Below are 9,953 nucleotides of genomic sequence, written 5' to 3'. Positions count from 1 at the left end.
CACGGCAAGGGCGCACGAAGCGCACAGCGCGGCGATTCTCACAGACCCTCCTGCGCCTCGATGCGCGCCCAGGTTTCGACCACAAAAAGCGCACGAGCCAGCATTTGCTCGAGCGCATCAGTGTCGAGTTCCGGCCAGGCTTCGAGCAGCGCCTGGTGTGCCTCGTCGACGTCGCCGGTGGCGAGCAGTCGATCCACCACCGGGCGCATGGCCCCCTCGGTCAACGAGGCCAACACCTCGGCCGGAATGGCGTCGATCGCAGCATCCACCGCGCGCTGACCATCCTGCGAATCGTCGGCCGGCGCTGCAAAAGCACTCACTCGACCAAGCGTCGCCCCGACGCCACGCTTCCAGCCCGGATAAAACTCGGCGATATAGGCGTCCTCCGGTTCCAGCCCCATCTCGACCAGCTGCTTGTCGCGTGTCGCCTTGGCGCCGAGATCCTCCGGCTCGGAGAAATCACGCTCAACACGTGGAACACCGGCACCCGGATCGTTGAACTCCACGATCCAGCGCACCAGCGTCTGGCTCAACGTATCGGTGAGCAGATCCGCATCGACGCGCGCCAGCTCGAGGCGCACCTCGTTATGCACCTCGGCTTGGCGGCTCCCCAAGCCGGATGCGGCCGACGTCGTGCTCATGGTCTCGCCGAGTACGATCAGTGCCATCTGCTCGTCCATATATCGGGCGAGTTTCTCGAAAGCATCTGTGTTGCCGGCACGCTTGGCCTCGACCAGGTCGATCAGCATGCCCTCGGGGATGATGGTCGCCGACTCCATCCGCAAAGCCTTGAGAGCCTGCAGCAGCGTGCGCTTCTGCTCATCGCTGGCCCCGGACGGGTACTTGCCTACCGGCGCAGGAGCCCCGAACTTGTCCAGAAAGGTCAGCCAGAAAGTGACGCCCTGCCGCTTGAAGAACACCGGCCAGAACAAGCGCGTACCCAAACCCAAACCATACGGGTTGCCATCCGCGCCACCACGCCGATGCACGATGAACTTGCGCTCGGGCATGATGCGGCCGAATGTCGGCTCGTCACGGGTGAGCAGACGCAAGCGCCGCTCCATGTCGAACACGAAACGTTCCTGGGCGCGAGGGATCACCTCTGCCACATCCACCTCGCCAGGACGGACCCGCCACATGATTTCGCCCACGGCGTAACCCATCAGCGTGGCATCGAGCAGGTCGTGGCACACCTGGTCGAACGGAAAGCGCAGCAGTTGCGCCTCCACCCGTTCTGCCATTTCCACATCACGCGGGCGCTCGGATGCCGGCACTACTTTCCAGGTACGGGCAATCACCGCGCGTTTGCGCTTGTCCAGCACCGCCCAGGCGTGAGCATCGCGCTCCAGCTCTCGATAGATGCGCACGCCCTTGTTCCCACCGCGGGTTGCCAGCGTGTCGTCATCGGGTTGCATCAAACCGCCGAACATCGACAGCATCGACAGCTCGATGTGCGCGGCCTCGTCCACTACAGGGCGGGGTTTACCGATTGGATTGCCAGAGGCGTCGAGCAAAGTGGTCATGAGCACAGGTAGTCGCTGTAATCGCCGGTGGCGGCAGGTAGGTAGTCGTTGTACATGGAACCGCCAGTCATCTCGGCGCGCGAGAGTGAGTCGAACTCGATCGGGGCTGCTGGTGAGCCTGCCGCGTGCACGGCCAACGCCAGCGCCCAGAATTCATCCGCGTGGCCATCGGCAGTACGCTCCGCGGTGAAGCGGACGTTCCCGGCCGCGGTGGTCTGCTTGGTCACCGATCGCAGCGCCGCACGCGTCTTCGGGTCGTACGGAATGCGCAGGCTGCGATCCTCCATGCGCCCCCGCACCGGGTAGGCCAGCTCTTCCTTCACCCTGGGGGTAAAGGTGACAGCCTCCACCTTGTGCGCTCCGAACTTGTCCTGGGCGTCGTCTGCCCAACCGATTCCCAAGCCGGTGGCGTCGATGCAGGTGCGGTCGCTCTCTTCGATCATCGGGTAGATGATCTTTTCCTGATCGCTCTTCCTCATGTTCTGCAGGCGTTCGACGCGCCGGGTCAGCAGCACACCGCCGATCTCTTCCGTCTGCCAGGCCACGGTCAGGTCGTGCTTCCGCCCAATGTCGATGCCGGTGTACAGCCGCCCGCCACCGCAGTGCTGCCAGTCCGTACCGGCGGCGTACTCCACCGCGGCGATCAGGTCGTACTCCAGGAAGGCGACATCGTCGTCTGCCGGGTTGCACATGTACTCCTGTTGGAAGCTTTCCTCGTCGGCGCAGCCGGAGCGGACGAAGTCGAAGTACGCGGCCTCGTCCATTGCCTGGCGCTCGTCGTCGGCCGGCAGCATCTGCTGCAGCTTGTAGAGAAAGCCCTGGTCGAGCGCGTCCTGCAAGGTGATGCGGTGCAGGCTGATGTTCTTCGGGTTGCCGCGCTCGCGCACCTCGCGGATCAGCTCGTTGAAGAAGTTGTTCGAGCCGCGATGCGTGGAGATCACCTCCATGCCGCCGCCCCAGGTGATGCCGGGGTAGGCGATGCTCCACAGCTTGCGCGGATCGGGGTGCAGGGCGAATTCATCGAGCACCCGCCCGCCGCGCTTGCCGGCCTGGGCATCCGGGTTGCTGCTCATGCTGTGGATGCGCCGGCCACTGGCAAACTCCAGCACATAGGCGCTGATGCGTGCCTTCGGGTCGATCACAACTTCGCCCAGGTCGCGGGCAGCCAGGTTCATGATGCCCGCCCACATCTTGCAGTCCTCGATAAAGAGGCGCGCCTGCAGATCGTCGCGGCTGCTTACCCACTGGTCTTGCCTGGCGCCCTGCGCCGCGGTGCGTTCGACGCAGGCATAAGCCGTGCTCCAGGACAAACCGATCTGGCGGGATTTCTCCATCAGCTTGAGCCTGGCGCCGTCCTTCACCCATGTCGACTGAAACGGCAAGAAGATCGCATCCGGGTTGGCCGGGATGATGCGGGCGCGGCCTTTGGGCTTGACGGCCATCAGGGCACCCGAAACGTCAGTGCAAAGTCGCCCAGGCCGAACGCCCCGGCCAACCACATCAGGATGACGATGGCGCCAACCATGGTGGATGCAATGCGCAGGACGTCGACAAAGATCATTGCGCGTCGCCGCTTTGTTCGAACAAACGCTGCCGCATCGCGTAGCCCATCAGGGGCCAGATCTGTTGGACGGCATTCTCACGGGCGAGGCGCCGGCCCTCTTCGGGGTCGAAGTTCTCTCGGCTCACAGGACCATAGTTGATGCCGATGATCTTGGTGCCGTTGCACAAGATGATCGCGCAGAGCGTGACGTGATCCCAGCCGGTCCAAGATGCAACGCTGGTACCAAGCTGTGATGCACCTTCCACGCCATTCGCGACGCTGAAATAGAACTCGCTGGCGATGTTCGCCTCGATATCGGCCTTGGTGATGCGCGGCGCGGTCTGTTCATGATTCATGAGCAATCTCCTCTGTCAAAAAAGCGCGCGCCAGAGCGCACGTCCGAAACGGGTTGAGAACGGGCATTCCGCCATATGTCGGCGCAGAGCCTTTTTCCGCTTGGCGTCCATCACTCGATCCCCAGCACTTTGCGGATTTCCCGCGCGGTCTCGGCCGTCACGCCGCCCTTGTTGCCCATCGCATCGAGCTTGGCGCGCTGCTCTTCCAGCAGTTGCTTGCGGGCTGCTTCCTCGATCTGCGCCCGGTGCCGTTCCACCGACACCGTCATGCGTCCCATGTCGGCCTGCGCGCGGGTCAGCTTTGCAAGCAGCGCGGTGCGCTTGGCCGGGTCTGCCTCGCGGCGGATTTCGAGCGCGGTGCGCACCAGGTCGGTCTGCAAGATCGTTGCGGCGCCCGAGGCAATTTCGCTGCCGGCCTCGCCCAGGTCGCCCGCCGCGCGGGTCAGCGCGAGCAGTGCGCGGGCGTCGGCCATCGCTTCGTCGTACTCGCCCTCGAGCGCCTGACCGTAGCGGTGCAGCGCGGACTTGCTGATGGCGTAGCCTTGCTCGGTCAGCCAGCGGCTCAGCCCGGCATAGTCGCCGAAGCTGTTGGCCACCAGGCGCTCATCGAGCGCGCGGCGCAGGTCGGGCGGCAGGGTTTCGATCGCCGGGCGCGGGGCCATGTTCAAGCCTCCCGCACGCGGCGGGCCACGCCGGGCACGCTGTCCAGGCCGCGCGACACGTCCAGCCCACGCGGGGTGAGGGCAATCACCGCCGTGGCGCCCACGGCCAGCCGAGTGACCAGGCCGGCCTGGTGCAGCCAGCTCGTATATCCGGCCACGGCAACGCCGCCCACGCGATACGCGGTGCGCTCGTTGACGGCTTCGGCCAGGCCGCCTTCGGTGAGCGTGAGATCGGGCAGATCGGCCAGCGCGTCGAGCATGGCGCGGCGAATTTCAGTCTGCACGGCTTCGGGGTAACTCATTTGCTGCTGCCTCCTGTGAGCATGAATTCATGGATCAATCCGAGCGTCCTGCCGATGCCTTCCACTTTCTGGTTCAGCGCCTTCAGGTCGCCCGCCACGTCGTGCAGCTCCTTCACGACGCCGTCGATGCGGGCATGCAACCGCTTAAGGTCGTCGTGCGTGGGCGCGGTGCGCATGTCGTGCTCCAGTCGAGCGACACGGCCGGCGTAGGCATCGATCGCAGATTCGAATTGATCGAGCCGTCGCCGGTCAGCCTCCTGCCGGGCGCCGATGTCCGCGCGATGATCGGCGAGCTGGTCGCGCAGCAGCGCGCCATACTGGTTGAGCAGACTGCGGCCCGCAGCCCACAGCAGACTGCCGATGGCCGAGAGCACGGCGGCCGCCAGCAGCACGGTGAGATAGTTGATTTCGATGGTCACATGGCCTCCACGGCGACTTCGTAATAGCTGAACGGCCCATGGGTTTTAACCAGCTTGCCGTAAGGCATGCGTCGCGCCCCGGCGCGCTTGATCACCAGCGTGCGCACACCGCCCGCGGCCAGCGCGCGGGCAATTTCGCGCATTGCCGCACGGGTCAGCTTCCCCATCGCGGCCATGATTTCGACCGTGTGGGCGTCGGTGCGGCACAGCGTTGCGACCGCCACCGGCTCGTCGCCGAACTCGTAGGAATCGCCCGGGCGATATACCCGCACGACACTGGTCAGATGCTCGATGTGAATCACTGCGTCTCCTCGTGTGTGGCCTGGTGCCAGTCAATCAAGGCGGCGAGGCGTCGGGCGCACTCGGCGTACTGTGCGCCGGCATCGACGGCCCAATTGGAGATGTCGGCATCGGTGGCAACTCGGCCGGCATCGGCAGCATCAGCGACGCGGGCGGGCGCGGGCAGGCGCACTGATAGACCCGTGGCGCTGTCGAGCAGGCGCAGAGCAGGCTCGCGCAGACAAGCGCGGTCATCTGTGACGCGGGGAATTTCATCGCGGACTTCCTGTGACAAGCGATTGGCGTCGAGCTGGGCGGCAGCCAGCTCCAAGGTGAGGCGGTCGCCGCGCTTGGTGGCAGCCAGCAGTTTCCGACTGGCATGTTCTGCAGCAGCGGCATGCTCGCGGGCGTATTGCGCGCGCAGTTCATCGACGTCACTCCGGCCGACCTGGTAGCCGATCCAGCCGCACGCCCCCACGCCGGAGAGCAGCACCAGCAAGCCGAGCAGATCACCCATCCAGTCGCGCGGCGTCATTGCAGGTAGCCCTCCATGCACAGCCGGTACTGCTCTGCACGGCGCAGCTCAAGCCCGCGCAGGCGCTTGCCGCCCGCGTAGACCCAGCGCAGCAGCTCGGCGCAGGCGCCGGGGTAGTCCGGCGGCGTGGCGCGCAACTTTTTGACCAAGGTGGAAGAACAGAAGGCCGGCGTGCCGACGTTGTAGGCGAGGTCGACGAAGGCATCGAACTCGTGCTGGTACAGCGGCACGTCGCCAATGCAGCGCGCCGCTTCGCGGGCGTGCGCCTGGGCATCCGCAGCAAGGCGCTGCACGGCGCGCACGGGGTCGGTGCGATCCGCCAGGGTGACGCCTGCCGTAGTGCCAAAACCGAGGGTCGGCACGCCGACCGCGTCACGGTATGCGGCAGCTCGGTAGCCTTCATACCCGGCCAGGCTGGCGACCAGGGCGGCGCTGGCAATAAGACCCATGGCAGGCTTACGCATGGCGCGACTTCCACGCATTGCCGTGGTGGCAGCCACCGCGCCCACTCAGCGAAACATAGCGCCAGCCCGGATCGACCGCGCAACTGCCCCAGCCCAGCGCCCCCATGCGCCCCTTGGCGGGAGACACGCGGGCGCAGTTGGCGCAGGTGCGCGCAACGGCGGGATCAGCAGTGGGAGGGGTGGCGGCATGGGTTTGCATGCCGCGAAGTTTCCGCGCGCGCGCGATGCGGCGCACGCAAAGGGTTTTGCTGGTTTGCGCTCATGGGCGCGCGGAAGATTGCTACGGCCTTGCCGTGAGCTCTTCTGCCCTTACGGCTTGATTTTTCTCTCCAACAGCAGCCTGCTTACCGCATCGATTGGCAGCAAACGCCGCTGCCTGCTCGATGTGCCAACAGGAGGAGGACAGCGCAGACCAGGGCGCCGACCTGAACTCATGAAACGCAAACCCATCAACCGCCGCCGCGCGGCTTCCTCTTTTTTGAACCGCCGCGCACTACGGGCTCTGAAGCTGCTTGAAGACGCAAAAGTTCATCAAGCTGTTCAGGCGGCAATCGCGTGGCGTCTTGAGCAATCTCGCCTTCGGTCGCAATGGATAGCCATGTGCGCATCGCTTGAGCGTACTCTTCGGGAACGCTCCTGACCAGAGCATTCCCCAGACCCACAGCCGCCGTCACCTCTCCGAGTGTGCGCTTACCGCCCTCGCCCAGCATCGCGCCGATGTAATCAATCGTCACGCCCAGCATACCCGCAGCCGTATTCTCACCATCGGACGACAGCATCTGCTGCTGCGCCCGAAGCAGGGCGAGAACGTCCGGCCTTTTGCTGGCCGGCACAGCCACGGCCAAGGCATTGATGATTTGAGCTTGGGCCTGAACAGTGGCGTCGAGCACCGCCATGCTCGCCTTGACCTCAACCAGCTCCCTCAAGAAGTAGGCCGTCAGATTGGGCATCTGCGGCGGAACATCGTCTTCATTTCCGTCTTCGCTCATCTCACCCCGCCCTCTTCATCGGCCGCGCCGATTTCGCTGCCAGATCGGCGGCGCCTTCTATGACGCGCCTACCGGCTTCGTCGGCCGCTTCGTAGTTCTCCACCAGCGCCCGCACGCGCGGACTGGCCGGCACGGCGGGCGCATCGCCTGACCGTTGGCCAGTGAGGACGTAGAGCACGTCAGCGCCAGCTGCGGCGATGGCGGCGAGGTAAGTGCTGTCAGGTGCTCGCTCGCCCTTCTCGTAATTGAACTGCGCGAGCTTCTTGACCCCACCGATAGCCCCCATCGCTTCCTGGCTGAGCCCCATGCGCTCCCGCTCTTCCCTTAGCCGCTCGCCGACATTCATTTGAATAAAATTCCACTTGACAGTTATTCAATTGAATAACACAATTACCACACATCGCACCACTTAACCGCGCTTCACCACGCAACAAGCCGCAGGAGATTGCCCATGGATGCCTCTTAATCCATCCGCCAAGCCTACGAAAAAGCACTGCGCGGCGACCTCTACGCCACCACGCCCACTCCCCCTTGCCCCTTTTTCGAGCGGACGGTTATCGAGCTCGTGGGCTCTCCCCGGCAAGAGCTCGCAGTTTGTCGCTTGCCTCGAGTAATGCTTTGCGTTGGATGCTCTGCAGTGAATCGTCGCCACCCGGAAGCGTGACGGTAAGTGAGCCATGCACCGTGTCAGCCCGGAAATCGAACTGCGCCGACAGCATCTGCGGTCCCGAATTGCTGATCGTGATCGCGCCCATCACAAACATCTTGGATTCCACAACCGACCTCCCTTCTCTTTATGACTCCCGCAATTTACCACGCCTGACCACGCCATGAAAAAGATCGCCACCCCGCCGCCCGCCGGCATCCCCATCCCGTACCCGCAGACGCCGAGCACCGCGCGCGCCTGGTGCCACGAACACGGCATCTGCTTGGCCGACGTCGCCCGCTACTACCGGATCAGCCGCTACGCGCTGTTCGACGCGCTGCGCGGCAAGGGCCGGGGCGTGCGCGGCGACCGCCACTGCGCCGCGGTGCTGCTGGGCCTCAAGCCCAACCCGCAGGCCGTCATCGATCGTTCCAACAGGAGGTAGGCAGCATGAACACCACCACCGTCTCACCCAAGGCCACCCAGTCGCCCGCTCGCCCGGCGACGACGCGCGCGAGCGCCTGGATGGTACGTCCGCTCCCGAAAAAGCTGCAGTCCAGCGCCGCCCGCGATGCACGGGTGAGCTGGATGCGCCCCTATCTGGAAATCGTCGCGCGCTTTGAGGCCGCCGAGCAGCGGAGGGCAGCATGAGTATCTTCACTGTTGTCACCCAAGGCGGCCCGCACCTGCTGCGCTCATCCGAGCACGTCCAACCCAACTACGGCATCGCCGTGGATGCGGTCCGCATTGGCAGCAGGGGTCAGCCCAACATCCGGGTAACCCAGAACCTTGGTGATGCGGCCTTCTCGCAAGAGCTGAGCGCCGACATGGCCCGCGCCCTGGCTGCCGAACTGCTGGCCAGCGCCGATGCGATCGACGCCGTGACGATCAAGCGGAGCAAGACATGAGCACCGTCCGCGCCACCCCGGTGCAGCGTGCCCTTGCCCTGATCTTCGCCCTGCAGGGCCACAGCTTCGAGGGGCTGCGCCTCAGGCAGGTATCGCAACTGGTCGGCCAGCGCGAGGACAAGACGCTGCGCGACCTGGAGGCACTGGCCGAAGAGGGCATTACCGAGCGCCTGCCGGCCAACAAGGACCGCTGGCGTCTCACGCCGCGCCTGGTGCAGCTCGCCATTGCCCACCAGGACGAGATTGACCGCCTGCGCCAGCGCAACCGCGACTTCGAGCAGACCTACGCCTGCAAACCGTAACCCAGGAAAAGTAGAGGAATCATGGCCCGCAAACCCCTTGCCCCCGCGCTGAAACACGGCCCCGAGTTCGTCGGCGCCACACCGCCCGCCATGGCCGTTATCGAGGTGGCGATGCACCAGGCCGACACCGCGACGGCCCTGGCGATTTCCCAGCACGATGCCGGCGTGCGCGCGGTGGCGCAGCAACTGGGCTACCAGTTGCCGGCCGACTGCACCGATCCCGATCTGATCCAGCGCGACATTGCGGCCAACATGCGCCGCAGCGTGGAAGCCTGCCTGGAAGTCGGGCGCGGGCTTGCGGTGCTGAAGCAGGCGTGCCAGCACGGGCAGTTCATGGCACGGCTGGAAGTGCTTGGTATCGATGATGGCGTGGCCCGCAAGTTCATCCGGGCTGCCACCAAGTTCTCAAATCGGTCGTCAACGACCGTTTTGAAAGCAGCCGGAAGCCAGACCAAGCTGTTCGAGTTGTTGATCCTCGACGACGACCAGATCGAGGACCTGGAGCTGACCGGCCAAACTGGCGAGCTGTCTCTCGACGACATTGCATCGATGTCGGTTTCGGAACTTCGCACCGCCCTGCGCGAAGAGCGCGCTCAGCACGCAGCCACGGACAAACTGCTGGCCGCCACGCGCGACGAACTCGACAACGCCAAGCGCGCCAAGGCCAAGCTGGAACTGCGCACGGCATCCTGGGACGAGCGCGTCGACGCCTTCAAGGGCGAGATTGGCGAGCGGCAGAAGCTGCTGGACAAGCTGGTCGGCGCGCACCTGGAGGCGGTGACTGCGCTGGACGTCTGGTACACGCAGGAGGTGTGTGCCGCACCGGACTACGACCCCGAGTCCGACGCCACGATGCCGCCGGCCGTGCAGACAGTACTGCTCACACTCTCGGATGCCGTCGAGCGCACTGCGCGCCTAGTCGGCGCCCTGCAGAACGAGCTGGAAACGCGCTTCGGCGCGGACATCGATGATGCCCGCCGCCATCTGCTGCGCGAGCCCGGCGACCAGGGCGCGGCGTGATGGAG

Annotated in this window: 18 protein-coding genes; 5 read left to right on the top strand and 13 right to left on the bottom strand. The window is 65.1% G+C overall.

Going from position 1 to position 9,953, the window contains the following annotated elements; genetic code table 11:
• Positions 1-38: 38 nt before the first annotated feature.
• The 13 genes from ACNQFN_RS11480 to ACNQFN_RS11420 all read right to left on the bottom strand — a co-directional run bounded on the left by ACNQFN_RS11480 (position 39) and on the right by ACNQFN_RS11420 (position 7,848).
• A complete protein-coding gene (locus tag ACNQFN_RS11480; protein WP_418648882.1) occupies positions 39-1,523 on the bottom strand; it encodes a DUF935 domain-containing protein in 1,485 nt (494 codons plus the stop codon).
• On the bottom strand, positions 1,520-2,965 hold the full coding sequence (locus ACNQFN_RS11475; protein WP_418648881.1) for a terminase large subunit domain-containing protein: 1,446 nt from the start codon (positions 2,963-2,965) through the stop codon (positions 1,520-1,522). Before ACNQFN_RS11475 ends, ACNQFN_RS11480 begins: the two co-directional genes overlap by 4 nt.
• A 115-nt stretch (positions 2,966-3,080) precedes the next feature.
• Positions 3,081-3,422 carry a Gp49 family protein gene (locus tag ACNQFN_RS11470; protein WP_418648880.1) on the bottom strand — a complete coding sequence of 114 codons (342 nt, stop codon included), beginning with the start codon at positions 3,420-3,422 and terminating at the stop codon, positions 3,081-3,083.
• Positions 3,423-3,532: 110 nt separating this feature from the next.
• Positions 3,533-4,084, bottom strand: a complete 552-nt coding sequence (locus tag ACNQFN_RS11465) for a phage protein Gp27 family protein (RefSeq protein WP_418648879.1) — start codon at positions 4,082-4,084, stop codon at positions 3,533-3,535.
• 2 nt (positions 4,085-4,086) lie between these two features.
• The gene (locus ACNQFN_RS11460; RefSeq protein ID WP_418648878.1) at positions 4,087-4,386 is read right to left on the bottom strand and encodes a hypothetical protein; all 300 of its coding nucleotides are present in this window, start codon (positions 4,384-4,386) and stop codon (positions 4,087-4,089) included.
• Positions 4,383-4,805 (bottom strand): hypothetical protein, encoded by a 423-nt coding sequence (locus ACNQFN_RS11455; protein WP_418648877.1) that lies wholly within the window; start codon positions 4,803-4,805, stop codon positions 4,383-4,385. Before ACNQFN_RS11455 ends, ACNQFN_RS11460 begins: the two co-directional genes overlap by 4 nt.
• Positions 4,802-5,107, bottom strand: coding sequence for a hypothetical protein (locus ACNQFN_RS11450; RefSeq protein ID WP_418648876.1), 306 nt, complete (start codon positions 5,105-5,107; stop codon positions 4,802-4,804). The genes ACNQFN_RS11455 and ACNQFN_RS11450 overlap by 4 nt, the downstream gene beginning before the upstream one ends.
• The gene (locus tag ACNQFN_RS11445; RefSeq protein WP_418648875.1) at positions 5,104-5,619 is read right to left on the bottom strand and encodes a hypothetical protein; all 516 of its coding nucleotides are present in this window, start codon (positions 5,617-5,619) and stop codon (positions 5,104-5,106) included. The genes ACNQFN_RS11450 and ACNQFN_RS11445 overlap by 4 nt, the downstream gene beginning before the upstream one ends.
• Positions 5,616-6,083, bottom strand: a complete 468-nt coding sequence (locus ACNQFN_RS11440; RefSeq protein WP_418648874.1) for a lysozyme — start codon at positions 6,081-6,083, stop codon at positions 5,616-5,618. The genes ACNQFN_RS11445 and ACNQFN_RS11440 overlap by 4 nt, the downstream gene beginning before the upstream one ends.
• The gene (locus ACNQFN_RS11435; RefSeq protein ID WP_418648873.1) at positions 6,076-6,282 is read right to left on the bottom strand and encodes a hypothetical protein; all 207 of its coding nucleotides are present in this window, start codon (positions 6,280-6,282) and stop codon (positions 6,076-6,078) included. The genes ACNQFN_RS11440 and ACNQFN_RS11435 overlap by 8 nt, the downstream gene beginning before the upstream one ends.
• A 250-nt stretch (positions 6,283-6,532) precedes the next feature.
• The gene (locus ACNQFN_RS11430; protein ID WP_418648872.1) at positions 6,533-7,072 is read right to left on the bottom strand and encodes a hypothetical protein; all 540 of its coding nucleotides are present in this window, start codon (positions 7,070-7,072) and stop codon (positions 6,533-6,535) included.
• 1 nt (position 7,073) lies between these two features.
• The gene (locus ACNQFN_RS11425) at positions 7,074-7,418 is read right to left on the bottom strand and encodes a helix-turn-helix domain-containing protein (RefSeq protein ID WP_418648871.1); all 345 of its coding nucleotides are present in this window, start codon (positions 7,416-7,418) and stop codon (positions 7,074-7,076) included.
• A 208-nt stretch (positions 7,419-7,626) separates the two neighbouring features.
• Positions 7,627-7,848, bottom strand: coding sequence for a hypothetical protein (locus tag ACNQFN_RS11420; RefSeq protein WP_418648870.1), 222 nt, complete (start codon positions 7,846-7,848; stop codon positions 7,627-7,629).
• Positions 7,849-7,902: 54 nt separating this feature from the next.
• On the opposite strand from ACNQFN_RS11420, the gene ACNQFN_RS11415 reads away from it, so the two are divergent.
• Genes ACNQFN_RS11415 through ACNQFN_RS11395 form a run of 5 tightly spaced genes read left to right on the top strand, consistent with a single transcriptional unit; the run spans position 7,903 to position 9,948 of the window.
• A complete protein-coding gene (locus ACNQFN_RS11415; RefSeq protein WP_418648869.1) occupies positions 7,903-8,163 on the top strand; it encodes a hypothetical protein in 261 nt (86 codons plus the stop codon).
• A 5-nt stretch (positions 8,164-8,168) separates the two neighbouring features.
• Positions 8,169-8,369: a hypothetical protein gene (locus tag ACNQFN_RS11410; RefSeq protein WP_418648868.1), complete on the top strand. Its 201-nt coding sequence runs from the start codon at positions 8,169-8,171 to the stop codon at positions 8,367-8,369.
• A complete protein-coding gene (locus ACNQFN_RS11405) occupies positions 8,366-8,626 on the top strand; it encodes a hypothetical protein (protein ID WP_418648867.1) in 261 nt (86 codons plus the stop codon). The genes ACNQFN_RS11410 and ACNQFN_RS11405 overlap by 4 nt, the downstream gene beginning before the upstream one ends.
• Positions 8,623-8,928, top strand: a complete 306-nt coding sequence (locus ACNQFN_RS11400) for a hypothetical protein (RefSeq protein ID WP_418648866.1) — start codon at positions 8,623-8,625, stop codon at positions 8,926-8,928. Before ACNQFN_RS11405 ends, ACNQFN_RS11400 begins: the two co-directional genes overlap by 4 nt.
• Before the next feature lie 21 nt (positions 8,929-8,949).
• The gene (locus ACNQFN_RS11395) at positions 8,950-9,948 is read left to right on the top strand and encodes a hypothetical protein (RefSeq protein ID WP_418648865.1); all 999 of its coding nucleotides are present in this window, start codon (positions 8,950-8,952) and stop codon (positions 9,946-9,948) included.
• Positions 9,949-9,953: the final 5 nt, after the last annotated feature.

Source organism: Thauera butanivorans (assembly GCF_048398245.1).
GTDB lineage: Bacteria > Pseudomonadota > Gammaproteobacteria > Burkholderiales > Rhodocyclaceae > Thauera > Thauera butanivorans.
Note: the sequence above shows the minus strand (reverse complement) of the source record. Positions and strands in the feature narration are given on the sequence as shown.

Bases quoted from the DNA above. Each gene is read 5' to 3' on its own strand.
- ACNQFN_RS11480 (WP_418648882.1), bottom strand. From the start codon at position 1,523: ATGACCACTTTGCTCGACGCCTCTGGCAATCCAATCGGTAAACCCCGC.
- ACNQFN_RS11475 (WP_418648881.1), bottom strand. From the start codon at position 2,965: ATGGCCGTCAAGCCCAAAGGCCGCGCCCGCATCATCCCGGCCAACCCG.
- ACNQFN_RS11470 (WP_418648880.1), bottom strand. From the start codon at position 3,422: ATGAATCATGAACAGACCGCGCCGCGCATCACCAAGGCCGATATCGAG.
- ACNQFN_RS11465 (WP_418648879.1), bottom strand. From the start codon at position 4,084: ATGGCCCCGCGCCCGGCGATCGAAACCCTGCCGCCCGACCTGCGCCGC.
- ACNQFN_RS11460 (WP_418648878.1), bottom strand. From the start codon at position 4,386: ATGAGTTACCCCGAAGCCGTGCAGACTGAAATTCGCCGCGCCATGCTC.
- ACNQFN_RS11445 (WP_418648875.1), bottom strand. From the start codon at position 5,619: ATGACGCCGCGCGACTGGATGGGTGATCTGCTCGGCTTGCTGGTGCTG.
- ACNQFN_RS11440 (WP_418648874.1), bottom strand. From the start codon at position 6,083: ATGCGTAAGCCTGCCATGGGTCTTATTGCCAGCGCCGCCCTGGTCGCC.
- ACNQFN_RS11435 (WP_418648873.1), bottom strand. From the start codon at position 6,282: ATGCAAACCCATGCCGCCACCCCTCCCACTGCTGATCCCGCCGTTGCG.
- ACNQFN_RS11430 (WP_418648872.1), bottom strand. From the start codon at position 7,072: ATGAGCGAAGACGGAAATGAAGACGATGTTCCGCCGCAGATGCCCAAT.
- ACNQFN_RS11425 (WP_418648871.1), bottom strand. From the start codon at position 7,418: ATGAATGTCGGCGAGCGGCTAAGGGAAGAGCGGGAGCGCATGGGGCTC.
- ACNQFN_RS11415 (WP_418648869.1), top strand. From the start codon at position 7,903: ATGAAAAAGATCGCCACCCCGCCGCCCGCCGGCATCCCCATCCCGTAC.
- ACNQFN_RS11410 (WP_418648868.1), top strand. From the start codon at position 8,169: ATGAACACCACCACCGTCTCACCCAAGGCCACCCAGTCGCCCGCTCGC.
- ACNQFN_RS11405 (WP_418648867.1), top strand. From the start codon at position 8,366: ATGAGTATCTTCACTGTTGTCACCCAAGGCGGCCCGCACCTGCTGCGC.
- ACNQFN_RS11400 (WP_418648866.1), top strand. From the start codon at position 8,623: ATGAGCACCGTCCGCGCCACCCCGGTGCAGCGTGCCCTTGCCCTGATC.
- ACNQFN_RS11395 (WP_418648865.1), top strand. From the start codon at position 8,950: ATGGCCCGCAAACCCCTTGCCCCCGCGCTGAAACACGGCCCCGAGTTC.